Raw genomic sequence first — 264 nt, forward strand, 5'->3', positions numbered from 1 at the left:
CGAACGTCGCGTCGGTGAAGCGGTCGGACACGACCCAGTCGCCGCGTGCAAGCGCCGGCTCGATCACGCGCGCGAGATGCTCGCGGCGCGCGGCGAACATCAGCAGCGCTTCAGTCTCGAGATCCATCGGCTGGTTCAGCAGCATCTCGCGCAGCGCCTCGCCGAGCGGCGTGCCGCCCGGTTCGCGGGTGACGACGACCTGCCGGTCGCCCGCGGCGAGCTTCGCCTGCAGACGCTCGCAGAACCATTGCAGATGGGTCGTCT

1 protein-coding gene is annotated in these 264 nt (G+C 70.1%); it reads right to left on the reverse strand.

Annotation, left to right across the window (positions count from 1 at the left end):
* Positions 1-264 (reverse strand): dTMP kinase (locus SB771_RS35020; RefSeq protein ID WP_410722046.1); only part of this gene is annotated, 264 nt, incomplete at both ends.

This window comes from Burkholderia sp. SIMBA_051 (genome assembly GCF_046534915.1).
GTDB lineage: Bacteria > Pseudomonadota > Gammaproteobacteria > Burkholderiales > Burkholderiaceae > Burkholderia > Burkholderia ambifaria.